We start from the raw sequence: 24,896 nt of genomic DNA on the forward strand, positions 1-24,896 counted from the left end.
GTTGATTTTATTTAGAGTATAACTCGACGATTAGCTGTTCCTTGATATTTTCAGGAATCTGAAGTCTTTCGGGAACGGCAACAAAGGTTCCTTCCAATTTTTCAGTGTTCCAAGTAATCCATTCGTAAACACTGCTATTGGCAGCCAAGGAATCTTGAATGGACTGTACGGACTTTGATTTTTCCCGAACACCAACTACATCGCCTGCCTTTAAGCTATAGGAAGGAATGTTAACGATCTCACCGTTTACGGTAATGTGTCTGTGGGAAACCAATTGTCTTGCTCCCCTTCTTGAGTTTGAAACCCCCATTCTGTAGACTACGTTATCCAAACGGGCCTCGCACAATTGAAGCAAAACCTCACCGGTTACTCCTTTGCTTCTGTTGGCTTTGTCGAAAAGGTTTCTAAACTGTCTTTCCAAGATACCATAGGTATACTTGGCTTTTTGCTTCTCCATTAACTGGATAGCGTATTCAGATTTTTTTCCGCGGCGTCTGTTGTTACCGTGTTGTCCTGGAGGATAACTTTTTTTCTCGAAGGCTTTATCGTCTCCGAAAATCGCTTCTCCAAACTTTCTAGCGATTTTTGATTTTGGTCCTGTGTATCTTGCCATCTTCTAATTTTTTGAAAGTGCGATTATGAATTAAGGCTTATCCTTCGATAATCTCCATGCACCTTCGTGAAGACCCTAACGGGCCGATTATGATTAATTAAACTCTTCTTCTTTTTGGAGGCCTACAACCGTTGTGCGGAAGTGGGGTAACATCGATGATTTCCGTAACCTCGATACCGGAATTGTGGATGGAACGAATTGCAGATTCCCTACCATTACCTGGTCCCTTTACGTAAACCTTTACTTTTCTCAATCCCGCCTCATGTGCAACTTTGGCACAATCTTCAGCAGCAACCTGCGCTGCATATGGAGTGTTCTTTTTAGAACCTCTAAATCCAAGCTTTCCAGCTGAAGACCAAGAAATTACATCACCTTTTTTATTGGTCAAGGAAATGATAATGTTATTAAAGGAAGCGGTCACATGAGCCTCTCCCACAGATTCAACAACTACTTTACGTTTCTTAGTTGTTTTAGCACTTGTCTTTGCCATACTTTTTAGTTTCTAGTTGCGCCTCCGCCAAAGCTTCAGCGGCACGCGATGTTAGTTTTAGTTATTGGAATCCTAGACTTTTACATTTCAAACAGATTCTTCTAACGTCTAAATACTAACTAATGACTTCTATCTAATTATTATTTAGTTGCTTTTTTCTTGTTGGCAACTGTCTTTCTTTTTCCTTTTCTAGTCCTAGAGTTGTTTTTGGTACGCTGACCTCTAAGCGGTAATCCGGATCTATGACGAATCCCACGGTAACAACCGATGTCCATCAATCGCTTGATGTTCAATTGAGTTTCAGAACGAAGTTCTCCTTCAATAGTGTAAGAGGAAACAGCTTCCCTGATTCTACCGATTTCATCATCGTTCCAATCGGAAACCTTGGTATCCTCGCTCACTTTGGCATTCTCCAAAATTTCTTGGGCCCTACTTTTACCAATTCCGTAAATGTAGGTAAGTGAAATTACTCCGCGTTTTTGTTTGGGTATATCAACCCCTGCAATTCTTGCCATAATTACCCTTGTCTTTGTTTAAATCTAGGATTCTTTTTGTTGATTACGTATAATCTGCCTTTTCTGCGAACAATCTTGCATTCGGCACTTCTCTTCTTTATTGATGCTCTTACTTTCATCGTATTAGTATCTGTAAGTAATTCTTGCTTTTGTTAAATCGTATGGGCTCATCTCAAGCTTTACCTTGTCCCCTGGAAGTAATTTGATGTAATGCATACGCATTTTTCCAGAGATATGTGCTGTTACAACATGACCGTTCTCCAATTCTACTCTAAACATTGCGTTTGACAATGCTTCGATTATGGTTCCGTCTTGTTCTATTGCAGGCTGCTTTGCCATTCTTTAGTCTTTAGTTTTTAGTCTTTAGGTGATAGTGTTCGACTTATGTCCATCCCTTAAAGTCTATCGTCTAATTATGCTACTTTTCTATTCTTTCCGGTTTTCATCAAACCGTCATAATGTCTGTTCAACAAATAAGAATTTACCTGTTGTACAGTATCTATGGCCACACCTACCATGATCAATAGGGAGGTACCACCATAAAACAATGCCCATCCTGCCTGTACGTCCATCAACTTCACCACTACGGCAGGCAATACTGCCAGTAAGGCCAAGAAAACAGAACCAGGCAAAGTGATCAAGGACATGATTTTGTCCAAGAAATCACCCGTTTCCTTTCCAGGTCTAATCCCCGGAATAAATCCACCACTTCTTTTTAGATCATCTGCCATTTTGTTCGTAGGAACCGTAATGGCCGTATAGAAGTAGGTAAATATGATAATCAATATGCCAAACAGAATGTTATAGGCCAATCCGAAAATATCGGCAAACTGAACCTCCATCCACTGTCCTACTGCAGTATCATTAAAGGTCTTTCCAATCAAACTTGGCGCAAACATAATAGCCTGTGCAAAGATAATTGGCATTACCCCTGAAGCATTCAACTTTAATGGGATATATTGTCTAGACCCCATAATGTTCTTTTCGTACCCTCCCGAAGCTGTTCTTCTTGCATATTGAACTGGTATCTGACGCACAGCCATCACCAACAATACACTAGCCAAGATTACCAAGAACCAAATGATTACCTCGATCAAGATAAACATGATTCCACCAGTGTTGTTTGTGGTTCTTGAGATAAACTCCTGAACAAAGGATTGTGGCATGGTTGCAATAATCCCAATCATGATCAATAGGGAAATACCGTTACCGATACCTTTATCGGTTATTTTCTCTCCCAACCACATGGCAAACACACATCCAGTTACCAGGATAATCACGGCTGGAATCATAAAATCCAAACCTTTTCCGATTACAAATGCTGTAGCAGGAACACCAAAACCGGCTTCAAGGCTATATAAATAAGCAGGTGCTTGAACGATACAAATACCGATGGTCAACCAACGTGTAATTTGGTTGATGGTCTTTCTTCCACTTTCACCTTCTTTCTGCAGTTTTTGCAAATATGGAATGGCAATACCCATCAATTGCACCACAATGGATGCAGAGATGTAGGGCATGATTCCCAGAGCAAACACAGATGCATTGGCAAAAGCACCTCCTGTAAAAGCATTCAATAATCCTAGTAATCCCCCATCAGTCCCATCGGCCAAAGCTCCCAATTGGGAAGTATCAATACCTGGAAGCACGATTTGTGCACCAAAACGGTACACTAAAAGCAAGCCAAGGGTAACAATAATTCGTTGCCTTAGCTCTTCAATCTTCCAAATATTTGATATGGTCTCTATAAATTTCTTCATGCTTCTTATTCTTATAAACTTATTGCCTCACCTCCAGCAGCTTCGATTGCAGCTTTAGCGGAAGCACTAAATTTATGTACAGATATTTTAAGGGCAGCTTTCAATTCGCCGTCTCCCAAAATCTTTACCAAGTCGTTCTTGTGTGCCAATCTGTTTTCCACTAGGGTTTCCAAGGTCACTTCTTTCTTTACAACACCGTTATCCACCAATTCTTGCAATTTGCTCAAATTAATGCCCTGGTATTCCTTTCGGTTGATATTCTTAAAACCAAATTTGGGAACACGACGTTGCAAAGGCATTTGTCCACCTTCAAAACCAATCTTTTTGGAATATCCAGATCTTGACTTGGCCCCTTTGTGTCCACGGGTAGAAGTACCTCCTTTACCGGAACCTTCTCCACGTCCTACACGTTTTCCCGCTTTCTGTACAGCACCTTCTGCTGGCTTAAGATTATGTAACTCCATGTGCCTTTATATTTTAAGCTTCCTCAGTGGAAACCAAATGTTTTACCTTATTAATCATTCCAAGGATATTAGGTGTTGCATCGTGTTCAACAACATGACCTATCTTACGCAACCCCAAAGCCTCCAAAGTTCTCTTTTGGTTTTGAGTCCTTTTGATAGCGCTTTTTACCTGTTTAACTTTAATCTTTGACATTTTCTTAGTTTTCAGTTGTCAGTCTTCAGTTTTACTGTTTACCGTCAACGTGGTTTATCCCTTAAAGACTTTTTCTAAAGAAATTCCTCTTTGGTTGGCAACGGTCTGTGCTCCCCTAAGTTGCAATAGCGCATCAAAAGTAGCTTTTACAACGTTGTGCGGGTTGGAAGAACCTTGTGATTTTGACAATACATCATGTACGCCAACAGCTTCCAATACGGCCCTTACCGCTCCACCGGCGATTACCCCGGTACCATGCGATGCAGGCTGAATGTAAACACGAGCACCGCCATACTTACCTTTTTGCTCATGTGGAAGGGTTCCTTTGTTCAAAGGAATACGAACCAAATTCTTTTTGGCATCCTCGATTGCCTTGGCAATGGCCGTGGCAACTTCTTTGGATTTACCCAAACCATGTCCTACTACACCATTCTCATCACCAACAACAACAATTGCTGAAAAACCGAATGCCCTACCACCTTTGGTAACTTTGGTAACCCTTTGGACTCCAACCAAACGATCTTTCAACTCCAGTCCGCCTGGCTTAACTACTTCTACGTTTTTGTATTTCTGGTACATAGTATATTAGAATTTTAGTCCTGCTTCCCTAGCTCCTTCAGCCAATGATTTAACCCTTCCGTGATATAGGTTTCCGCCTCTATCAAAAGCTACAGCTTCAACACCTAACTTTTTTGCCTTTTCAGCAATGGCTTTTCCAACTAAGGTTGCCACTTCAGATTTGGTACCTTTTGCTTCAAGATCTTTATCTCTTGAGGAGGCAGCAGCCAAAGTAACACCTTTATTGTCGTCAATCAATTGAGCGTATATCTCTTTGTTACTTCTGAAAACAGACAACCTGGGTCTTGCTTCAGTACCAGAAGATATCTTTCTGATCCTTCTTCTGATTCGTAATCTTCTTTCTGTCTTAGATAATCCCATAGTCTTCCTAATTATGCTGATTTACCTGCTTTTCTTCTTAATTGTTCACCAACAAACTTGACTCCCTTTCCTTTGTAAGGCTCTGGCTTACGGAAAGCACGAATCTTGGCAGCAACTTGTCCTACCAACTGCTTGTCATGAGATGTTAACTTAACAATAGGGTTTTTACCCTTTTCGGAAATAGTCTCGATTTTGACTTCGGGAGCAATATCCAATACAATGTTATGGGAAAAACCTAAAGCCAAATCCAATTTTTGTCCTTGGTTACTTGCTCTATATCCTACCCCTACCAATTCCAATTCCTTGGTCCATCCTTTGGACACTCCTTCGATCATGTTGGCAATCAAGGCACGGTAAAGTCCGTGTTTTGCTTTGTGCTCTTTGGAATCAGATGGTCTTTCTAGCTGAACATTTCCTTCCTCAACCTTTATTGCAACACCCGAAAATTCTTGGGAAAGCTCTCCCAACTTACCTTTTACGGTAACCACATTGTCGTTCACCTCAACAGTGACACCTTCTGGGATTGCAACTGGATTGTTACCTATTCTAGACATTTTTCTTTTCTTTTCTCAATTAATAAACGTAGCACAATACTTCGCCACCTACGTTTTCTTGCTTGGCCTGCTTGCTGGTCATTACCCCATGGGAGGTTGACACAATAGCTATTCCCAAACCGTTAAGTACCCTTGGAAGCTCTTCTGAACCTGCATATTTACGAAGTCCCGGCTTGCTCACCCTCTGTAATTTCTTAATCACAGGCTCTTTGGTAAACTTATCGTACTTCAAGGCAATTTTGATATTGCCCTGTGTGCTGTTTTCCTCAAATTTGTAGCTCAAGATGTATCCTTGATCAAACAAAATTTTGGTCATCTGTTTTTTTAGATTGGATGCTGGAACATCTACCACCCTATGACCTGCCCTACTGGCATTTCTAATTCTGGTCAAATAATCTGAAATTGGATCTGTAAGCATTTCTCTTCTTTATCTGTTTACCAACTTGCCTTTTTAACTCCTGGAATCAAGCCCTGATTGGCCATTTCCCTGAAAGTAACCCTGGAAATACCAAATGTTCTCATATATCCTCTTGGTCTACCGGTCAATTTGCAACGGTTGCGCATACGTACCGGAGATGCATTTTTTGGAAGCTTTTGTAGGGCTTCGTAATCACCAGCTTCTTTTAAAGCTTTTCTCTTTTCTGCATACTTTGCAACCATTTTTGCCCTTTTTCTTTCACGGGCTTTCATTGATTCCTTAGCCATACTAGTTCTTTTTAAAGGGTACTCCCAATTCGGTTAACAATGATTTTGCTTCTTTATCTGTTTCTGCAGAAGTAACGAAAGTGATATCCATTCCATTAATTCTGTTGATTTTGTCGATGTTGATCTCTGGAAAAATAATCTGCTCGGTAACACCAAGACTGTAATTTCCTCTACCATCAAATCCAGTAGCTTTCACCCCTTGGAAATCGCGCACCCTAGGAAGGGCAGAAGTAATTAATCTATCCAAAAACTCATACATGCGCTCACCCCTTAGCGTAACTTTAGCACCAATGGGCATTCCTTTTCTCAACTTGAAGGATGCTACGTCCTTTTTGGAAATTGTTGCTATAGCCTTCTGACCGGTAATATTGGTCAATTCCTCAACAGCATGGTCAATTAGCTTTTTGTCAGAAACAGCAGCTCCAACCCCACGGCTAACCACAATCTTCTCCAATTTAGGAACTTGCATTACGTTTTTGTAACCAAATTCTTCGGACAACGCCTTAATTACGCGCTCTCTATATTCTTGCTTTAATCTTGGAATGTAACTCATAACTAAATTACTTCATTGGATTTTTTGGCAAACCTAACTTTCTTCCCATCTCTTTCTTCATACCCAACACGAGTGGTCTCTCCTGATTTTGGGTCGATCAATGAAAGGTTTGAGATATGGATAGGCGCTTCCTTTTTTACAATTCCTCCCTGAGGATTCTTTGCACTAGGTTTTTCGTGCTTGGAAACCGTATTGACTCCTTCCACGATAGCCTTGTTCTTTTCACGGTCTACCTGAAGCACTTTTCCTTCGGTGCCTTTATGGTCTCCTGTAATGACCCTAACGGTATCCCCTGTTTTTATTTTCAACTTCATCTTAACTGATATTTCTGTTAAAGCACCTCTGGAGCTAGTGAAACAATCTTCATGAACTGCTTGTCCCTAAGTTCTCTGGCCACTGGACCAAAAACCCTTGTTCCACGCATTTCACCTGTTGGGTTCAACAACACACAAGCGTTGTCATCAAATCGGATGTAAGAACCATCTGGTCTTCTTACTTCCTTTTTTGTTCGTACCACAACCGCAGTAGAGACAGAACCCTTTTTTACAGTTCCATTGGGAGTAGCTTCCTTTACGGTTACTACAATCTTATCTCCCAAAGAAGCATATCTTCTCTTAGTTCCTCCAAGTACGCGGATGGTCAAAACTTCTTTTGCCCCTGTGTTGTCCGCAACCTTTAATCTTGATTCTTGCTGTAACATAATTATTTAGCTCTTTCAAGGATTTCAACCAATCTCCAACATTTCGTCTTGCTCAATGGTCGGGTTTCCATTATTTTAACGGTATCGCCTTCGTTGCAGTCATTCTTCTCATCATGGGCCACATACTTCTTGGTCTTAAGAACGAACTTACCGTACATAGGGTGCTTTACTCGCTTTACCTCAGCAACTACAATGGACTTCTCCATTTTGCTGCTGGTAACAACGCCTATTCTTTCTTTTCTTAAATTTCTTTTATCTTCCATAAGGCAAACCAATTATTGTACCTCCCTTTTAGTTAATTCTGTTGCAAGTCTCGCTACCGTCCTTCTAGTCTGTCTGATCTGTAAAGGATTTTCCAAAGGAGTAACCGAGTGTGCTATTTTTAAATCAGCATGTTGCTTTTTAAAATCAGCCAGCTTTTCCTTTAGCTCTTCAATTGAAAGTTCTTTTATCTCTGATTGTTTCATCTTTCTTCCCAATTAAAAATTAAGCGGAATAATCCCTAGCTACTATAAACTTTGTTTTTACCGGTAACTTTTGTGCTGCAAGACGCAATGCCTCCTTGGCAATGTCCATAGGAACACCAGCTACCTCAAACATGATTCTTCCAGGCTTAACAACGGCCACCCAATATTCTGGAGCACCCTTACCTTTACCCATACGTACCTCTAGAGGCTTTTTGGTGATGGGCTTGTCCGGGAAAATTTTTATCCAGAGCTGACCTTGTCTTTTCATATACCTTGTCGCAGCAATACGCGCAGCCTCAATTTGACGGGAGGTAATGAAGTGTGAATCCAAGGATTTGATACCGAACATTCCATTGGAAAGTTGGTGTCCTCTCCCCGAGTTCCCTTTCATACGCCCCTTCTGGGCTTTACGAAATTTTGTTCTTTTTGGCTGTAACATTTTACCTTTACTTTATCTTATTACTTTCTACGACGTTGTGGCTTCTTACCATCTCGTTTGTCGCCTTTACCTTGACCCTTGGACAATCCTACAAGTGGGGATAGTTCTCTTTTTCCGTAAACTTCACCCTTCATGATCCACACTTTAATTCCCAATCTTCCGTAAGTAGTATGTGCTTCATGCAATGCATAGTCCACATCTGCACGGAAAGTGGATAATGGAATTCTTCCTTCCTTATAAGATTCTGAACGCGCCATCTCAGCTCCGTTCAAACGTCCTGAAATCTGAATCTTGATACCTTCGGCATTCATACGAATTGCGGCGGCGATAGCCATCTTAATAGCTCTTCTGTATGAAATTCTGCTTTCAATCTGTCTTGCAACGCTTGCCGCAACCAAATTGGCATCCAATTCAGGTCTCTTTATTTCATGGATATTGATCTGAACCTCTTTGTTGGTGATCTTCTTAAGCTCTTCCTTAAGTTTATCTACCTCTTGGCCACCTTTACCGATAATAATACCAGGTCTTGCCGTAGTAATGGTAATGGTGATCAATTTTAGGGTTCTCTCAATAATTACCCTAGACACACTGGCCTTGGCCAAACGTGCATGGATATATTTTCTAATCTTATCATCCTCAGCCAGCTTATCGCCGTAATCGTTACCACCGTACCAGTTGGATTCCCATCCTCTGATAATTCCTAAGCGATTTCCTATCGGATTGGTCTTCTGTCCCATATTATACTCTAGCTTTGAACGTTGTTATTAGCTTCCAAGATCATGGTAACATGGTTGGAACGTTTTCTAATTCTATGTGCTCTTCCTTGTGGTGCCGGACGTAGTCTTTTCAACATTGTACCACCATCCACACGGATTTCCTTAATGATCAAGTCAGCCTCTTCAATGTTGGCCTCCTCATTTTTGGCTTCCCAATTGGCAATTGCAGAAAGTAAAAGTTTCTCCAATTTTCTGGAAGCTTCTTTGGGGTTAAACCTCAAGATGGCCAATGCCATTTCTACCTGTTTTCCTCTAACCAAGTCAGCAACCAAGCGCATTTTTCTTGGCGAAGTTGGGCAGTTGTTCAACTTGGCAATTGCAAGTTGCTTCTTCTCCTCTTTTAACCTTTCGGCCATTTGTCTTTTACGAACTCCCATAGCTTACTTACTTTTTACCTTTGTTTTTAGCTCCCGCATGACCTCTAAAAGATCGTGTAGGTGAAAATTCTCCAAGTTTGTGACCTACCATGTTTTCAGTAACATAAACAGGCACAAATTGTCTCCCGTTATGAACCGCTATGGTCTGTCCTACGAAATCCGGTGTAATCATAGAGGCCCTTGACCATGTTTTGATAACCGTTTTCTTACCTGAATCTATATTGTTCTGGACTTTCTTTTCCAGACTATGATGAACGTAAGGTCCTTTTTTTAATGAACGTGCCATTTACTTTTTCTTTTATTTCTTTCTACGTTCTATGATATATCTATTGGTGTCCTTGGTCTTGGAACGGGTTCTGTATCCTTTAGCAGGAATACCGTTCTTAGATCTTGGATGACCTCCGGAAGCCCTTCCTTCACCACCACCCATTGGGTGATCAACAGGGTTCATGGCTACTGGTCTAGTTCTTGGTCTTCTACCCAACCATCTGCTTCTACCTGCTTTACCAGATACCAGCAATTGGTGGTCAGAGTTGGAAACCGCACCTATAGTAGCCAAACAGTTGGCCAATATCATACGGGTTTCTCCAGATGGTAATTTAATGGTAACAAACTTACCATCCTTGGCCATCAACTGGGCGAAAGTACCAGCACTACGTGCCATTACAGCACCTTGACCTGGTCTTAGCTCAATACAAGAAATAATAGTACCCAATGGAATTTCACTCAATGGAAGTGCATTTCCAATTTCAGGTGCAGCTTTTGAACCAGAAGAAATTTTCTGACCTACCTGCATTCCGTTTTGGGCAACCACATATCTTTTTTCACCGTCTTTGTATTCTACCAAAGCGATAAATGCAGTTCTGTTGGGATCGTACTGGATAGATACAATGGTTGCATCAACTCCCTGCTTATCTCTTTTGAAATCGATAACACGATACCTTCTTTTATGACCTCCACCTCTATGGCGCATGGTCATTTTTCCTTGACTGTTCCTACCACCCGACTTTTTTAACGGAGCAAGCAAGCTTTTCTCCGGCTTATCAGTAGTAATCGCGTCAAATCCGTTTACTACTCTAAAACGCTGTCCGGGGGTTATCGGTTTTAATTTTCTAACTGACATTTCTCGTCTTTATAGATTACTGTAAAAATCAATAATATCACCCTCCGCCACGTCAACAATCGCCTTTTTCAATGCATTTGTCTTTCCGTGCTGGATTCCTGTTTTTGTATAACGACTCTTACGGTTTGGACCATAGTTCATGGTTCTTACCTTTTCCACAGAAACACCATAAGCAGCCTCAACCGCTTCCTTAATCTGAAGCTTGTTGGCTGTTGGGTCAACGTAGAAACCATAACGATTGAAAAGCTCGCTATCCGCGGTCATTTTTTCCGTAATGATTGGTTTTATCAACACACTCATGATATTCTTATTTCTTAAGGTTCGATTCTATTCCTTCCAAAGCACTTTCAGTAAGCACAACACTACCAGCATTAACTATCTTGTAAGTGCTTAATTCTGAGCTAGTTAAAACTTCGGAACGCTCCAAATTGCGCGACGACAAATATACATTTTTATTTGAGTCACCCAATACGATAAGAGACTTTTTGTTTTCTATGCCCAAGGAGCTCAAAAACGCCTTGAAATCTTTGGTTTTTGGAGCTTCAAAATTAAAGTCCTCCACAACCGTGATCGCCTTTTCTTTCGACTTTAAAGTCAAGGCTGATTTACGGGCCAAACGCTTCACGTTTTTGTTCAATTTTTGGGTATAATCCTTCGGTCTAGGACCAAAAATTCTACCACCACCTCTAAAAATGGGAGACTTAATGCTACCAGCCCTTGCGGTACCAGTACCTTTTTGCTTTTTGATCTTTCTAGTACTACCAACGATCTCAGCTCTCTCCTTAGCCTTGTGGTTACCTTGTCTTTGATGCGCCAAGTATTGCTTCACATCCAAGTAAATGGCATGCTCATTGGGCTCTATTCCAAATACATCCTTAGAAAGGTCGGCCTTTCTACCTGTATCTTTTCCTTTGATATCTAAAACTGCAACCTTCATTACTTCTCAATTGTTACGTACGAATTCTTGTGACCCGGTACAGCACCTTTAACTACAATAAGGTTTTTCTCAGGAACTACTTTCAATACTCTTAAGTTTTGAACCGTTACTCGTTCACCACCCATTCTACCAGCCATTTTCATTCCTTTGAAAACTCGGGCTGGATAAGAAGCAGCACCAATGGAACCAGGAGCTCTCAATCTGTTGTGCTGACCGTGGGTTGCTTGTCCAACACCACCAAAGCCGTGTCTTTTAACAACACCTTGGAAACCTTTTCCTTTTGATGTACCAATAACATCAACAAACTCTCCTTCTTGGAAAAGTTCTACATTTAAAGTATCTCCCAATTTAAATTCACCTTCAAAATCTCGGAACTCAACGACTTTTTTCTTGGGAGAAGTACCTGCCTTTTTAACATGGCCCTGTTCGGCCTTGTTTGCACGTTTTTCTGCCTTGTCATCGAAACCAAGCTGAAGGGCACTGTACCCGTCCACCTCTTCGGTTCTGACTTGGGTAACCACGCATGGTCCAGCTTCAAGAACGGTACATGGAATATTCTTTCCATTCTCGTCAAAGATGCTGGTCATACCGATTTTTCTACCTATTAACCCAGACATATATTAATTATTAATTGTTTACTTTTTCAAGTGCCAATTGCTTGGCAAAAAAATTGGGTCAAAGAAAAGATTCTGTGACCCAGATATTTTTCTTTTTCCCGTTTTTCCCTCGCCCGCAGCTCAGGACATGTTCACCTTTATCTCAAAAGGCGTGCAAATTTACACTTTTATTTCGACTTCAACACCACTTGGAAGCTCTAATTTCATTAAAGCATCAATGGTTTTTGAAGAAGAGCTATAAATATCCAACAATCGCTTGTACGAACTTAGCTGGAATTGCTCTCTCGATTTCTTGTTCACGTGAGGTGAACGCAAAACTGTAAATATCTTTTTGTGCGTTGGTAATGGGATTGGCCCAGTAACCACAGCACCTGTTGTCTTAACTGTCTTTACAATCTTTTCAGCAGATTTGTCCACCAAATTGTGATCGTAAGATTTAAGTTTTATTCTAATTTTTTGACTCATCTTGCTGAAAAATTAAGCGGTTACTCCTTTTACTGATTTAATTACTTCCTCTGCAATATTGGTAGGAGTTTCTGCGTAGTGTGAAAATTCCATTGTGGAAGTTGCTCTACCGGAAGACAATGTTCTCAAAGCAGTTACATATCCGAACATTTCGGAAAGTGGCACTTCACCCTTAACAACTTTAGACCCGGCCCTATCGCTCATATCGCTAATAGTTCCTCTTCGTCGGTTAAGGTCACCAACAATATCACCCATGTTTTCTTCAGGTGTCAACACCTCAATCTTCATAATGGGCTCCATCAATACAGATCGTGCAGCTTTTGCAGCAACCTTGTATCCCATTTTTGCAGCCAACTCAAAGGACAATGAATCCGAATCCACAGGGTGGAAAGAACCATCCTTTAAAGTAACCTTCATACTATCCATCTCAAATCCGGCCAAAGGACCATTCTTCATAGCCTCTTTGAATCCTTTTTCTACAGATGGGATATATTCTTTAGGGATATTACCTCCTTTAATTGTGTTTACAAATTCCAATCCCACTACATCATCGCCTGCAGGCTCCATAGTAAAGACGATATCCGCAAACTTACCACGACCACCAGACTGCTTTTTATAGACTTCCCTATGATCGGCAACTTGTGTGATTGCCTCTTTGTACTCAACCTGAGGTTGACCTTGGTTCACTTCAACTTTAAATTCACGACGTAAACGGTCAACAATAATATCCAAGTGAAGCTCACCCATACCAGAAATAATGGTCTGACCTGAAGCTTCATCTGTTTTTACCTGGAACGTTGGATCTTCTTCAGCCAATTTTGCCAAAGACATCCCCAATTTGTCCACATCCGCCTTAGTTTTAGGCTCCACCGCAATACCGATTACAGGATCAGGGAAATCCATACTTTCTAGCACAATTGGGTGCTTTTCAGAAGACATGGTATCACCGGTCTTGATATCCTTAAATCCAACCGCAGCTCCAATATCACCAGCCTCAATGTACTCAATAGCGTTTTGCTTGTTGGAATGCATTTGGTAGATACGTGAGATACGCTCTTTTTTACCGGAACGGTTGTTCAATATATAAGAACCAGCGTCCAAACGACCAGAATATGCTCTAAAGAATGCCAATCGCCCTACAAATGGATCGGTTGCAATCTTAAATGCCAAAGCAGAGAACGGCTCTTTTGGATCGGGTTTTCTAGTAATTTCATTTCCCGTATCAGGATCTGTACCAACGATATCATCCTTGTCCAATGGAGAAGGTAAATAGCGACATACAGCATCCAACAAGAACTGAACTCCTTTATTTTTGAACGAAGAACCGCAAACCATAGGAATGATTGCCCTATCCATAACAGCAGCTCTCAAAGCAGCGTGAACTTCTTCTTCCGTGATGGAATTTTCATCTTCGAAGAACTTCTCCATCAACTCCTCATCATATTCAGCTACAGCTTCAATCAAAGCAGCTCTATATTCCTTAACCTCATCTTGCATTTCTGCAGGAATGTCGATAACATCAAATGTAGAACCAAAGTTCTCATCATGCCATACGATTGCCCTATTCTTTGCAAGATCTACAATACCTTTAAAGTCAGCCTCTTCACCAATTGGCAAAACAATTGGCACCGCATTGGAGCCCAACATTTCCTTTACCTGCTTGCAGACCATAAGGAAATTAGAACCCTGACGGTCCATTTTGTTTACGAAACCAATTCTTGGCACTTTGTAGTTATCGGCCAATCTCCAGTTCGTTTCGGACTGTGGCTCTACGCCATCAACCGCACTAAACAAGAAGACCAAACCATCCAATACACGCAAAGAACGATTCACCTCAACGGTAAAGTCAACGTGTCCGGGAGTATCAATAATATTAAAGTGGTATCCTTTGGCATCAGCCGTAGGTGTTCCCTGTTCGGTTGGGAACTGCCATGTACAGGTTGTAGCAGCAGAGGTAATGGTAATTCCACGTTCCTGTTCTTGCTCCATCCAGTCCATAGTGGCTGCACCATCATGCACCTCACCTATTTTATGACTTACACCTGTATAAAAAAGAATACGTTCTGTAGTAGTGGTTTTTCCAGCATCAATATGTGCCGCAATACCAATATTCCTTGTATATTTTAAATCTCTTGACATTGTTTTGACTAGAATCTAAAGTGTGAGAATGCTTTATTGGCTTCAGCCATTTTGTGAGTATCCACTCTTTTCTTGACCGCGGCACCTTCTTCTTTGGCAGCAGCTAAAATTTCAGCTGCCAATTTTTGAGCCATAGATTTTTCGTTACGCTTCCTGGCATAACTGATCAACCACTTCATGGCGGTAGAAATCTTACGGTCTGGACGAATTTGCATTGGAATCTGGAATGTAGCACCACCTACTCTTCTACTTCTTACTTCAACATGTGGCATTACATTGGAAAGCGCATCTTTCCACAATTCCAAAGCTTCTTTTTCTTCGTCTTGGTTTTTTTCGTCTACAATATCAATTGCATCGTAGAAAACCTTGAAGGCAACGGATTTTTTTCCGTCCCACATCATCATGTTCACAAAGCGAGTTACCAGTTGGTCATTAAACCTTGGGTCTGGCAACAATGGTCTTTTTTTCGCCTGTCTTTTTCTCATGTCTTCTTATTTTTTAGGACGTTTTGCTCCGTATTTTGATCTACGTTGCGTTCTACCTGCTACCCCTGCGGTATCCAATGCACCACGAACAATGTGGTATCGCACACCAGGTAAATCCTTTACTCTTCCACCTCTAACCAATACTATCGAGTGCTCTTGGAGATTGTGTCCTTCACCAGGGATATATGCGTTTACTTCCTTACCATTGGTCAACCTAACCCTTGCAACTTTTCGCATTGCAGAGTTTGGTTTCTTAGGTGTAGTTGTATAAACACGCGTACAAACCCCTCTTCTTTGAGGACACGAATCCAAAGCAGCCGATTTACTCTTCTTGGTAATGGTGACTCTTCCTTTTCGTACTAATTGTGAAATTGTTGGCATTAAAAATTTCTATTAAAAATCAAAACAACCCTCATTTTGAGGGCTGCAAATGTAGTGATATTTCGTAATAATTCAAATCCGGAAAGATTAAATTTCCAATCAATCTTGAAAATCAAATATCCAGGGTAAAAAAAGAGGGAGATGAAGCCCGAACAAATAACAGGTTTTCAATTCAAGATCGTTTAAAGATTCCCAGCAAAAGTTACAGCATTAACTAGTCCTCTTTTGGTTTTCAAATCGATGCCTTTTTCTTTAATGAATTTCTTGACTTGCGGCTGATGTTCTTCCGAAAATAGGGCCACAAAGTCTTTTTTCTTTACAGGAATGTAGACAGGAAATGCATCATCCAATGCCAAATAATAATTGGTTTCGTCCACAAATCGATGTGGAAAGGAAACGGCATGCGAGGTTTTCGCCGGTTTTCCTTCCTTGAATAATTTTTTGTTCTGCTCAAACAAACGATAGTTACCCAGCGATACAATCTCCTTAAGATAAGCCTGATCTCGTTCCCCTTTCTTGTCCAAAAGGATCATATAGGAATATAGTTGACCATTTAGAACACATGAAATATTTTGATTTTTGAGAAGCGCAAGGGTCTTGTCTTCTTTCAAATTGGAGTTTTTTATCTCAAATTCATCATTGAAGGCATTATATCGCATGAACATTTTACGATCCTCTTCCCCTTTGAACAGAATCGCACCGGATTCAAAAACATCATTACTATAAATAGACCCCTCAATATCACTTAAATTCAACTGTTGCTCAATACCAAGAGCGGCAAATTTATCCCTCATCTGACTGTAAAAGTTTTCTGACGCTGGATTGTTGCCGAAATCAGGCCCGATACCCTGAAGCCCTTTTTGATAAACACTGATTACACCAGGTTGGACATTGGCTCTTTGTTGCGCTAACAACAAGGATCCAAAACTAAAGACGAAAAAGAAAAAAAATATTGCTCTCATACCCCATATATATATTAAGGTATAAATTACAAATTAAAACCCACCCCAACTTCCACCAAAAGACTTTTAACAAAAAACTGTTTTATTTCCGTCTTAAAGCGCCCCATTTTTACAAATACAACAGCTATTTCAGCATTTTTAAAGATCCATAACACTTTTGCTTTACCCCCCAAATTTGTCTTTTTGACAATTTTTACCCCTTCCAATTGTTGACAACACAATTATCAAATGTCATTTTGCACGCTTTGTATTTGTACCCATGGTCTTAAAATTTTAGTAAAATTAGTTTGGATTATTAACATGAAATTATGATTTTAGCGCCTAGCTAATTCAAATAATTTTAAAATGAGAACAAAACTTAATGGATTGTTAACGCTGTTATTGGCGTTTGTTGTGCATGTTTCTTTTGCACAAGACAAGACGATTACAGGTACTGTTACGGATGCCGATGGCCTTCCGTTACCTGGGGTCAACATTGTCGTTGATGGTACCACTACGGGTACCCAAACAGATTTTGACGGACTCTATACGATTAGTGCGAGTCAAGGTCAGACACTTCTTTTCACGTATATCGGACAGAGAGACGCTAGAAGGGTCGTTGGTGCAAGTGACGTGATCGATGTTCAAATGGAAGAGGACACTCAGGCTCTTGAAGAGGTTGTGGTTACGGCCCTTGGTATTAAGAGGGAGAAGCAAGCACTGGGTTATGCAGTAACCGAAGTTGGTGCTGACGATTTGGAACAACGTCCTGAAGGTGATGTGGCCAGGGTGCTACAGGGTAAAGCTTCCGGGGTTCAGATTACACAACAAAGTGGTCTTTCTGGATCTGGTACCAACATCGTAATTAGAGGTCAAACTACTTTTAGTGGTAGTAACCAAGCTTTGTTCATCATTGATGGTGTACCATTTAGTACGGACACCAATTCTCAAGGTAGAAATGGAGACCGTCAGGATTTCGTGAATGGTAACAACGGTTCAAGTAGGTTCTTGGATCTTGACCCAAACAGTATAGAAAGTGTAAACGTACTAAAAGGTCTTGCAGCTGCAACACTTTATGGTTCGCAAGGACGTAACGGTGTAATCTTGATCACCACTAAGGGTGGTTCTTCTCAAGGAGGTCCAAAAAAGACTGAAATCACAGTTAACTCTTCGCTTTTCTTCAACGAAATTGCTTCGTTGCCAGATTACCAAGATGAGTACGGTAACGGTTTTGACCAGTCTTTTGGATGGTTCTTCAGTAACTGGGGACCGAGCTTTAGAAGAGAGGGAGCTTCCGGTTGGGGTGCACAAGCCGCAATCGATGATCAAGGAACATTGGCTCACCCATACTCAACATCCACTGCGGGTATTCAGGCAGCTTTCCCGGAATTTCAGGGACAGCGTTATGAATGGAGACCTTATGATAGTGTAAAGAACTTCTTTAGAACAGGTGCAGTTGCTAATACTTCTGTGAATGTTAGAGGAGCTTCTGACGATGGTAAAGTAGGGTACAACATGAACTACGGTTACTTAAAGGATAATGGATTTACTCCAAACAACAGTGTAACACGTAACACGTTGTCTCTTGGTGGTAGAGCACAATTGTCCAACAAGTTCACAATCAACGGTACAGTTAACTTCGCAAGAACCAAATTCATCTCTCCTCCTGTAGCATTAAGCCAGGGTAACGGAGCTACTGGTACTGGTTCTTCTGTATTTGGTGATCTTTGGTTTACTCCAAGAAGTATCGATGTACAAGGACTTCCTTTCCAAGACCCCATTACTGGTGGTAGTGTGTACTACAGACAGAACAACTCTATCCAGCACCCATTATGGACTGTTGCAAACGCAGAGTCAAGACAGGAAACCAACAGGGTATTTGGTCAAGCCACAGTGCAGTACGAGTTGAATGACAATTTGAATGTTATTTACCGTGCTGGTATCGATGTATATAGTGAGAACAATACCAACCACCAAAATAAGGGAGGTATCAACAGTAACTCCGGTGATGTAAGGTTGGCAAGTGGTGTTTATGAAACTTGGAACAACACCAATACTATTTGGGACCACAACTTGGTGCTGAATGGAGATTATGATATCACTGAAAAAATTGGATCTACATTCAACATTGGTGGTACCACACGTAGAACTGTTTTTGATCAAAATGGTGTAGCGAGTGATGGCCAGCAGGTATTTGGAGTGTTGAGACACTTTAACTTCTTGAATCAAAATGAAATTCAATCCTTTAGTGAGTTGAACATTGCAGGGGTTTATGCCCAAGCAGATTTTGATTATGACAATTTCCTTTATGTTACGCTTGCTGCTAGAAACGATTGGGTATCTAACTTCTCAAAAGATAACAGAACTCAATTTTATCCATCTGCAAGTTTGTCATTCATCCCTACTGCGGCCATTGATGGTCTAAAGTCTGAGAATGTATTGAACTACTTGAAAGTTCGTGCAGGTATCGGGGTTTCAGCAAACTTTGATGTATTGACTACCAACTATCCAGTGGCTAGTACTTTGATTTTGGATACTCAGGATGTTCAGGATGGAACTGGGCAAAACGTTGTAACCAACACCACAGGTACACGTTTGGGGAATCCTAATCTTCAACCAGAAACATTGGAAGAGATTGAAATCGGTATCGAGTCTAGATGGTGGGATAGCAGAATTACTTTAGATGCTTCCATTTACCAAAGAAAGACAAACGATTTGATCTTGGACAGACCTCTAGATCCCGCAACTGGATTTACTGTAACTGCAACCAACATTGGTGAGATTGAATCTGAAGGTGTTGAAATTGATCTTGGAGTAAACTGGATCAGAGGTGATGAGGAAGGTGACTTTGACTGGTCTACCAACCTTAACTTTACAGCCTATGAAACTACAGTTACAGATCTAGGATTGGATACAGACCAAGTAGTATACTCTGGATTCTCCAACTTGGGTAACGCTGCTATCGAAGGCGAGCCCCTAGGTGTATTCTTTGGTAGTAGAATTGCTACTGATGCAAGTGGAAACTATGTGGTAGGAGCTGACGGTAACTACGTACAAGATCCAACAGATGGTATAATCGGTGATCCAAACCCAGACTGGGTAGCCAACGTTAGAAACTCATTGTCTTACAAAAATTTCACCCTAGGTTTCCAGTGGAACTGGACGCAAGGTGGGGATATTTACTCTTCTACAATCTCTACACTATTGGGTAGAGGTTTGATCACGGAGACCATCGACAGGGAAAACACCTTTATTTTGCCTGGAGTTGATGCTGCTGGTAATGTCAATAACAGACAAATCAACAACTCAACTTATTTCTTCAGTAACCTATTGTTCGGCCCAAGTGAGCTTCAAGTTTACGACGCTACCACAGTTAGATTACAGGAAGCTTCTTTGAGCTACAGCCTGCCATCCAAATTCTTGGACAAGACACCTTTCGGTTCCCTTTCCTTTACAATATCTGGAAACAACCTTTGGTACAGAGCTATCAATACTCCTAAGGGAGCTAACTTTGATCCAAACACAAGTGGTACTGGTGTAGGTAACGGTTTTGGTTTTGACTTTATCAACGGACCAAGCTCAAGAAGATACGGCCTTAGTGTAAAAGCATCATTCTAAGAACATAACAATAATTATAATGAAAAACATTAGCAGATATATGACTTTGACGGTCTTAGGAGGATTGCTTGCATTCACCTCTTGTGAGACCACGGAGCTCGACCTTACCGCCAACCCAAATTTCCTGACACCAGATCAGGCGGGTGTTGACTTCTTCTTGAATTCCATTCAGGAAGACTTCGTACGGCAGTTTGAGGGCGATGCGGATTTTGACCTTAATGACAACTGGCAGTCCGGTGGTAACACCACGGGTGACGGTTTCAACGAACTGGGTATGGAAATGACCCGTATCGTAAACATGAACGGTAGAAACTATAATACCGTTTACCAGGATAGTGACATGAACGATGAGTGGTTGAATGCCTATAGAGGTGTACTTGCCGACATCCGAGCCATGGCTCCTCTTGCTCAAGAAGCTGGTTTGACCAGACATATCGGTATCGCTCAATTTATTGAGGCTTACTTGATGATCAGTATGGTAGATTTCTTTGGTGATGTTCCTTATTCTGAAATTGTACAGGGAGGGGAGCAGAACTTTAATCCAGTGTTGGATTCTGGAGCAAGCATTTATGATGCATGTTTGGTACTTATTGATCAAGCCATTGCAAATTTTAATAGCACCCCAACAGCTAACCCAGCAGTTGATTTCTATTACGGAAACGACTATGCAAAGTGGGAAAGAGCTGCCAATACGCTTAAATTGAAGATTTACGTTCAGCGTAGATTGGTAGATTCAGGTGCGGCCGCTAGCTTCAACGCTATCATCACTAGTGGTAACTATATCCAAGATACCGCAGACGATTTTGTTTGGAACTGGCCTGCTACAAGTGCTACACAACCTGACACAAGACACCCAAGGTATGGTATCAACTACCAAGCTGCAGGTGCTGGTGAATACATGTCCAACTGGTTGATGTCCTTAATGGACGAATCTGCCGATCCAAGGACTCGTTACTACTTTTACAGACAGACCAATGCTGTTCCTGGTGCAGAGATTGCTCCAAACGAGGAGTTGTTGAACTGTTCTTTGGAGACTCCTCCTCAGCACTATATCAACGCTGGATTTGGTGGAGATTTCTGCTGGTTACCTAACGGTTTCTGGGGTAGAGCCCACGGAGAGGCTGATGGTATTCCACCAGATGGTCTTTTAAGAGCAACTTACGGAACGTATCCAGTAGGTGGTAGATTTGATGATGACAGCTTCTTGGCCATTAGCCCATCAGCTGGTGGTGGTGGAACAGGTATCACTAACCTATTGACTGCCTTCGGTGTTGATTTCATGAGAGCTGAGATGGCCATGGCCGCTGGTAATACTGGTGATGCTAGGACATTCATGCTTGCAGGTTACGCCAAATCAGTAGCTAAGGTTCAAGCTTTCTTGACAGGAAGAGAAGCTGGTGCAGACCTATCTTTCGTACCTTCTGAAGGTGATGTAAATGCATACGCCACACAAATAGGTATCGATTTTGACGATGCTGATGCTGATGGAAAATGGGATGTTTTGGGTGAGCAGTACTTTATTGCCCATTTTGGAAATGGTGTTGAGCCTTACAACTTCTATAGAAGAACAGGTTTCCCAACTACCCTACAACCTAACTTGGAGCCAGATCCTGGAACTTTCATTAGATCTATGTACTATCCTGCAAATGCGGTGAACAATAACTCTAATATCAGCCAGAAAGCTGATCAGACGCAGCCAGTATTTTGGGATACTAACGCAACCGCTCCCGCGGCTAACTAAAAAAAAGAGCGATGAAAAACGTAAAAATGAATTACATGAAAAATTTCAAGACCTATGTCTTGCTTGCCCTGGGCATATTTATCGCAGGGTGTAGTGAAGACGACAAGGCCACGATTGTTGTACAAGAAACCGTGTCCAGTGGAGCTATTTTAAGAACGCTTTCCGCAACAGGAGCGTTGGATATGTTTGACACTGCCAGCGTTTTGGACTTCTCAATCCAAGAACAGGATGCCGAAGGAGGAGATTTGTTGGATCGTGTTGAGATTACTGCAAGTTTTGTAGACAACAACGGTACAGATAGCTCTGTAGCCAATGCTGCTTTGGCTACTATCGCTGCTAGCGAATTTGGTGAGACCGAAGGATTGCCAAGTTTTGAGTACAGTGTAACTATGGCTGAGGTTCTTTCAGCAACAGGCATTGCACTTACCGATGTACTTCCTGGTGATCAATTCGTAATTGACATGGAGCTTTTCTTAACAGATGGAAGGTCCTTTAAAAACTCCGATACCACTGGTAACGTGAGTGGAGGTTCCTTCTTTAGCTCTCCATACCAATACACTGAATTGGTTGATGATGGTATCGAATTTGAAATCGAAGACGTAAATGCCAACGAAGTTTCTTTGACCAATCCTAACATGGATTACTCTGTATCCATCACCATTGACGATGGAAACGACCAAGCTTTGGTAGAAACTTTGAATCTTTATCGCGCTTTCGTTGACAGAAGTATTGTTGATGATGTTAATGCTTCAGAGCCAGAAGCACTTTTTGCAACTTGGAACATCGCCGATTTGGATATCGCAGATGGTGTAAGCACTTTGGATTACGTAATCACTTTGGATGATTTGTATGGTCCTAACCTTACGTTTGACGATCTAGGGGTTAACGACGAATTCCAATTGCGTTACGAAATCGTAACTGTAGATGGAAGAGTTGTTACTACCGATGAAAACGATACAGAATACTACAGACCGGTTTTCGTAACAGAATGTATTCAGTTGAATGCTGACGCGCCTTACCCTGGTGAGTACACCATCAACCATTTTGACTCTTACGGAGATGGTTGGAATGGAGCTTCTATCGATGTACAAATCGATGGTGGCGACGTGGTAAGCTACACACTTGAGAACGGGGAAAATGGAACGTCCACTTTCACTGTACCTGAAGGAGCAACTACTTTGGTTATTTCCTATACTGCAGGTGCTTGGGAAAGTGAAGTGACCTACACCATTCAGGATCCTAACCTAAAAACGGCAGCAAGCGATGGACCTTTCCCAGCTGTGGGCGAGATTACTATTCTTGTATGTGAATAATACGGTTATTAAGTTAACTTTAGTTATGAAAAGGGGCATCGTTGATGCCCCTTTTTTAATAATGAATTTCCTTATATATTAGACCCGCACAGTAACTCCCATTGGTGCAGGTTCAATTTTCTTGAATTTAACTACCTTTAGCTCAAAAATTACTATGAAGCGACCTTTTCGATTGATTCTGGCTTCATTGCTATCCATCTTGTTTTTGATGAATGCATGCAACAGCGATGACAACACCATCGACCCTGTGGATGATACAGGGCAAAATCCAACAGACGACGAGCCAACGGATGATGAACCTACAGACGACGAACCCACAGATGACGAACCTACCGACCCTCCCGGTGTAGGTGAGGAAGCCGGCACTGTGGAAATCTTTAATGCCGACTTGGTAAGTAATGGCTATGTCCTTATAAACGACGCTGGCGCTGACAGGGTGTACCTCATGGACAAAAATTCCATTATCCTTCACGAATGGGACCTACCCTTTGGTATTGGCAATGATGTAGAACTGCTGGAAGATGGTCGTCTTTTGGGTATTATGAAAGCAGAGGACCCGGACATCCAATACGGAGGTCAGGGAGGTAAACTCCAATTTGTAAATCCAGATAGTACCGTAGATTGGAATTTCGATTATTCTTCACTAGACTATATTACCCATCACGATGTTGAACTGCTCCCCAATGGAAATGTGATTACCATTGTTTGGGAAAGAAGAACCGCAGAACAGGCAGAACAAGCAGGTTCTAGCTTGGATATTCCTATTTTTCCAGAAGCTATTATCGAGGTAGACCCTACCACGGATGAAATTGTTTGGGAATGGCATGCCTGGGACCATCTGGTCCAAGATCATGATGACACCAAGGACAATTTTGGTGTAATAGCAGACAATCCCAATCGTATCAACCTAAATTATGTGACCGATAAGGAAGGGGACATCATGCATGCAAACGGTCTTGAATATGATGAAAACAACGATTTGATTTTCCTAAGTGTAAACTTCTATCACGAAGTCTGGGTAATAGACCATAGCACTACCACAGCAGAAGCTTCCACCAGTTCTGGGGGCAACTTTGGTATGGGTGGCGACCTAATCTACAGGTTTGGGAATCCAAAAGCCTACAATAATGCATTGGGTGAGAGACTGTTTAGAAACAACCATCATCCTAGATTACTGGACGGTGCAGATGTAGGGAAGTTTTCAATTTACTCCAACGGAGCAGATTTGGAACAGTCCACAGCCTATGAACTTGAGTTGCCAAACCCACTGGAACTGCAAGCCAACGAAGATAACGAGCCGGCTGTAGCTTGGAGTTTTACGGATGCAGACCTTTTCGCTCCTAGAGTTTCCGGTATGGTAAGGATTCCCAGTGGTAACAGACTTATAACCGAAGGCGATTTTGGCGTTTGGGAAGTTACCGAAGCTGGCGAAGTGGTTTGGAAATTTCATACACCAGGATTCTATTGGAGATCCTATCATTACGAAACAGACCATCCTGGGATAGTTGCTCTTGGACTATAGCGATTATTGGTTGAATTATTGACCAATGTCAACTTTTAGCTTTCAATAATATAGTATATTCCGCTACTA

The 24,896-nt window shown here is 41.5% G+C and carries 35 protein-coding genes; 4 read left to right on the forward strand and 31 right to left on the reverse strand.

The annotated features are described in order from the left end of the window. Positions 1-7 precede the first annotated feature (7 nt). The 31 genes from rpsD to FGG15_RS08560 all read right to left on the reverse strand — a co-directional run bounded on the left by rpsD (position 8) and on the right by FGG15_RS08560 (position 16,654). Positions 8-613, reverse strand: coding sequence for a 30S ribosomal protein S4 (rpsD, locus tag FGG15_RS08410; RefSeq protein WP_138835153.1), 606 nt, complete (start codon positions 611-613; stop codon positions 8-10). Positions 614-710: 97 nt separating this feature from the next. Further along, positions 711-1,103: a 30S ribosomal protein S11 gene (gene rpsK, locus FGG15_RS08415; RefSeq protein ID WP_138835155.1), complete on the reverse strand. Its 393-nt coding sequence runs from the start codon at positions 1,101-1,103 to the stop codon at positions 711-713. 140 nt (positions 1,104-1,243) lie between these two features. Then, entirely contained in the window at positions 1,244-1,618 is a 375-nt protein-coding gene (rpsM, locus tag FGG15_RS08420) for a 30S ribosomal protein S13 (protein WP_138835157.1), read from the reverse strand. Between the two features lie 2 nt (positions 1,619-1,620). Beyond that, positions 1,621-1,737 carry a type B 50S ribosomal protein L36 gene (ykgO, locus tag FGG15_RS08425; RefSeq protein ID WP_013621733.1) on the reverse strand — a complete coding sequence of 39 codons (117 nt, stop codon included), beginning with the start codon at positions 1,735-1,737 and terminating at the stop codon, positions 1,621-1,623. 4 nt (positions 1,738-1,741) lie between these two features. Continuing rightward, positions 1,742-1,957, reverse strand: a complete 216-nt coding sequence (gene infA, locus FGG15_RS08430) for a translation initiation factor IF-1 (protein WP_014031991.1) — start codon at positions 1,955-1,957, stop codon at positions 1,742-1,744. 74 nt (positions 1,958-2,031) lie between these two features. Next, positions 2,032-3,378 (reverse strand): preprotein translocase subunit SecY, encoded by a 1,347-nt coding sequence (gene secY, locus FGG15_RS08435; RefSeq protein WP_138835159.1) that lies wholly within the window; start codon positions 3,376-3,378, stop codon positions 2,032-2,034. Between the two features lie 11 nt (positions 3,379-3,389). Continuing rightward, complete coding sequence (gene rplO / locus FGG15_RS08440; protein ID WP_138835161.1) at positions 3,390-3,842, reverse strand: 50S ribosomal protein L15; 453 nt, start codon at positions 3,840-3,842, stop codon at positions 3,390-3,392. A gap of 13 nt (positions 3,843-3,855) precedes the next feature. Beyond that, entirely contained in the window at positions 3,856-4,035 is a 180-nt protein-coding gene (gene rpmD / locus FGG15_RS08445; RefSeq protein WP_055397075.1) for a 50S ribosomal protein L30, read from the reverse strand. A 54-nt stretch (positions 4,036-4,089) separates the two neighbouring features. Then, a complete protein-coding gene (gene rpsE / locus FGG15_RS08450) occupies positions 4,090-4,614 on the reverse strand; it encodes a 30S ribosomal protein S5 (protein ID WP_138835163.1) in 525 nt (174 codons plus the stop codon). A 6-nt stretch (positions 4,615-4,620) separates the two neighbouring features. Beyond that, positions 4,621-4,974, reverse strand: coding sequence for a 50S ribosomal protein L18 (rplR, locus tag FGG15_RS08455; protein WP_138835165.1), 354 nt, complete (start codon positions 4,972-4,974; stop codon positions 4,621-4,623). A gap of 11 nt (positions 4,975-4,985) precedes the next feature. After that, positions 4,986-5,528: a 50S ribosomal protein L6 gene (gene rplF, locus FGG15_RS08460; protein ID WP_138835166.1), complete on the reverse strand. Its 543-nt coding sequence runs from the start codon at positions 5,526-5,528 to the stop codon at positions 4,986-4,988. A gap of 19 nt (positions 5,529-5,547) precedes the next feature. Next, a complete protein-coding gene (gene rpsH, locus FGG15_RS08465; protein WP_138835168.1) occupies positions 5,548-5,946 on the reverse strand; it encodes a 30S ribosomal protein S8 in 399 nt (132 codons plus the stop codon). 17 nt (positions 5,947-5,963) lie between these two features. After that, entirely contained in the window at positions 5,964-6,233 is a 270-nt protein-coding gene (gene rpsN, locus FGG15_RS08470; RefSeq protein WP_116218582.1) for a 30S ribosomal protein S14, read from the reverse strand. 1 nt (position 6,234) lies between these two features. Further along, a complete protein-coding gene (rplE, locus tag FGG15_RS08475; protein WP_138835170.1) occupies positions 6,235-6,786 on the reverse strand; it encodes a 50S ribosomal protein L5 in 552 nt (183 codons plus the stop codon). A 2-nt stretch (positions 6,787-6,788) separates the two neighbouring features. Then, positions 6,789-7,100, reverse strand: coding sequence for a 50S ribosomal protein L24 (rplX, locus tag FGG15_RS08480; RefSeq protein ID WP_138835172.1), 312 nt, complete (start codon positions 7,098-7,100; stop codon positions 6,789-6,791). A 17-nt stretch (positions 7,101-7,117) separates the two neighbouring features. Continuing rightward, complete coding sequence (gene rplN / locus FGG15_RS08485) at positions 7,118-7,486, reverse strand: 50S ribosomal protein L14 (RefSeq protein WP_073181004.1); 369 nt, start codon at positions 7,484-7,486, stop codon at positions 7,118-7,120. 2 nt (positions 7,487-7,488) lie between these two features. Beyond that, a complete protein-coding gene (gene rpsQ / locus FGG15_RS08490; protein WP_136465042.1) occupies positions 7,489-7,749 on the reverse strand; it encodes a 30S ribosomal protein S17 in 261 nt (86 codons plus the stop codon). Between the two features lie 12 nt (positions 7,750-7,761). Next, positions 7,762-7,953: a 50S ribosomal protein L29 gene (gene rpmC, locus FGG15_RS08495; protein ID WP_138835174.1), complete on the reverse strand. Its 192-nt coding sequence runs from the start codon at positions 7,951-7,953 to the stop codon at positions 7,762-7,764. A 19-nt stretch (positions 7,954-7,972) separates the two neighbouring features. Continuing rightward, on the reverse strand, positions 7,973-8,392 hold the full coding sequence (gene rplP, locus FGG15_RS08500) for a 50S ribosomal protein L16 (protein ID WP_097047032.1): 420 nt from the start codon (positions 8,390-8,392) through the stop codon (positions 7,973-7,975). Between the two features lie 20 nt (positions 8,393-8,412). Beyond that, positions 8,413-9,129 carry a 30S ribosomal protein S3 gene (gene rpsC / locus FGG15_RS08505; RefSeq protein WP_073181012.1) on the reverse strand — a complete coding sequence of 239 codons (717 nt, stop codon included), beginning with the start codon at positions 9,127-9,129 and terminating at the stop codon, positions 8,413-8,415. 8 nt (positions 9,130-9,137) lie between these two features. After that, complete coding sequence (gene rplV, locus FGG15_RS08510) at positions 9,138-9,545, reverse strand: 50S ribosomal protein L22 (protein WP_138835176.1); 408 nt, start codon at positions 9,543-9,545, stop codon at positions 9,138-9,140. A 7-nt stretch (positions 9,546-9,552) separates the two neighbouring features. Continuing rightward, entirely contained in the window at positions 9,553-9,831 is a 279-nt protein-coding gene (gene rpsS, locus FGG15_RS08515) for a 30S ribosomal protein S19 (protein WP_097047030.1), read from the reverse strand. Between the two features lie 12 nt (positions 9,832-9,843). Beyond that, positions 9,844-10,668: a 50S ribosomal protein L2 gene (gene rplB / locus FGG15_RS08520; protein WP_138835178.1), complete on the reverse strand. Its 825-nt coding sequence runs from the start codon at positions 10,666-10,668 to the stop codon at positions 9,844-9,846. Between the two features lie 9 nt (positions 10,669-10,677). Next, positions 10,678-10,968: a 50S ribosomal protein L23 gene (gene rplW / locus FGG15_RS08525; RefSeq protein ID WP_138835180.1), complete on the reverse strand. Its 291-nt coding sequence runs from the start codon at positions 10,966-10,968 to the stop codon at positions 10,678-10,680. 7 nt (positions 10,969-10,975) lie between these two features. Then, on the reverse strand, positions 10,976-11,605 hold the full coding sequence (rplD, locus tag FGG15_RS08530; protein WP_138835182.1) for a 50S ribosomal protein L4: 630 nt from the start codon (positions 11,603-11,605) through the stop codon (positions 10,976-10,978). Continuing rightward, entirely contained in the window at positions 11,605-12,222 is a 618-nt protein-coding gene (gene rplC, locus FGG15_RS08535; protein ID WP_138835184.1) for a 50S ribosomal protein L3, read from the reverse strand. Before rplC ends, rplD begins: the two co-directional genes overlap by 1 nt. Positions 12,223-12,381: 159 nt before the next feature. Beyond that, a complete protein-coding gene (gene rpsJ, locus FGG15_RS08540; protein WP_007094989.1) occupies positions 12,382-12,687 on the reverse strand; it encodes a 30S ribosomal protein S10 in 306 nt (101 codons plus the stop codon). A 12-nt stretch (positions 12,688-12,699) separates the two neighbouring features. Further along, positions 12,700-14,826 carry an elongation factor G gene (fusA, locus tag FGG15_RS08545; RefSeq protein WP_138835186.1) on the reverse strand — a complete coding sequence of 709 codons (2,127 nt, stop codon included), beginning with the start codon at positions 14,824-14,826 and terminating at the stop codon, positions 12,700-12,702. Between the two features lie 8 nt (positions 14,827-14,834). Beyond that, complete coding sequence (gene rpsG / locus FGG15_RS08550; RefSeq protein ID WP_138835188.1) at positions 14,835-15,311, reverse strand: 30S ribosomal protein S7; 477 nt, start codon at positions 15,309-15,311, stop codon at positions 14,835-14,837. Between the two features lie 6 nt (positions 15,312-15,317). Then, a complete protein-coding gene (gene rpsL, locus FGG15_RS08555) occupies positions 15,318-15,692 on the reverse strand; it encodes a 30S ribosomal protein S12 (protein ID WP_031445118.1) in 375 nt (124 codons plus the stop codon). A gap of 182 nt (positions 15,693-15,874) precedes the next feature. Then, on the reverse strand, positions 15,875-16,654 hold the full coding sequence (locus tag FGG15_RS08560; protein WP_138835190.1) for a hypothetical protein: 780 nt from the start codon (positions 16,652-16,654) through the stop codon (positions 15,875-15,877). A 345-nt stretch (positions 16,655-16,999) separates the two neighbouring features. On the opposite strand from FGG15_RS08560, the gene FGG15_RS08565 reads away from it, so the two are divergent. The 4 genes from FGG15_RS08565 (at position 17,000) to FGG15_RS08580 (ending at position 24,827) form a co-directional block, all read left to right on the forward strand. Further along, positions 17,000-20,251 (forward strand): SusC/RagA family TonB-linked outer membrane protein, encoded by a 3,252-nt coding sequence (locus tag FGG15_RS08565; protein WP_138835192.1) that lies wholly within the window; start codon positions 17,000-17,002, stop codon positions 20,249-20,251. 19 nt (positions 20,252-20,270) lie between these two features. Next, positions 20,271-21,992 (forward strand): SusD/RagB family nutrient-binding outer membrane lipoprotein, encoded by a 1,722-nt coding sequence (locus FGG15_RS08570; RefSeq protein WP_138835194.1) that lies wholly within the window; start codon positions 20,271-20,273, stop codon positions 21,990-21,992. Positions 21,993-22,027: 35 nt separating this feature from the next. Beyond that, positions 22,028-23,305, forward strand: a complete 1,278-nt coding sequence (locus FGG15_RS08575) for a hypothetical protein (RefSeq protein WP_138835196.1) — start codon at positions 22,028-22,030, stop codon at positions 23,303-23,305. A 154-nt stretch (positions 23,306-23,459) separates the two neighbouring features. After that, on the forward strand, positions 23,460-24,827 hold the full coding sequence (locus FGG15_RS08580; protein ID WP_138835198.1) for an arylsulfotransferase family protein: 1,368 nt from the start codon (positions 23,460-23,462) through the stop codon (positions 24,825-24,827). The last annotated feature ends 69 nt before the right edge of the window (positions 24,828-24,896 follow it).

Source organism: Flagellimonas algicola, from assembly GCF_005937185.1.
Taxonomy (GTDB): domain Bacteria; phylum Bacteroidota; class Bacteroidia; order Flavobacteriales; family Flavobacteriaceae; genus Flagellimonas; species Flagellimonas algicola.